The following is a 522-nucleotide window of genomic DNA, read 5'->3' on the forward strand; positions in this document are numbered from 1 at the left end:
GATTGCGCCGATTGCCATGGTGTCGCAGTGGCAGAAAATCGCAGTTGGTGGCTCTGGAAGTTCTAGCAACTTACGTACAGCTTTCGCGCCGCCGTCAAAAGAAAACTCAGTGATAACGCTGTATTGTGGGTCTTTACTGATCCCCGCGCGACGCAAGGCTTGTTGATAACCTTGCTGGCGGAACTGGCACAATACCGCTGTGTCTGGCCCTGAAATTTGTGCTATGCGTTTATGGCCAAGTTGAGTTAGGTAATTGACCGCTTCAAAAGCAGACGTTAGGTTGTCAATGTGCACGGTTGGTAATTCTAGCTCTGGCGCAAACTCACAAGCCATGACCATTGGTGGCAGGTTTTTCTGTTCTGGCTTGCTGACATCAAATGGCAGGTCGGTGCCAAGCAGTAACATGCCATCGGCTTGTTTGGTGAACACTAGATTCACAAACGAGCTTTCACGCTTTTTCTGCTGGCCGCTGTCACCGAGCAGTACGAGGTAGCCATGTTACATAGCGGCGTCTCCCATGCC

The 522-nt window shown here is 51.0% G+C and carries 1 pseudogene; it reads right to left on the reverse strand.

The window, feature by feature from the left end:
* Positions 1 to 522: pseudogene (locus tag R7R24_RS30295) on the reverse strand (substrate-binding domain-containing protein); the annotation flags it as partial.

This window comes from Vibrio sp. 704 (genome assembly GCF_033339295.1).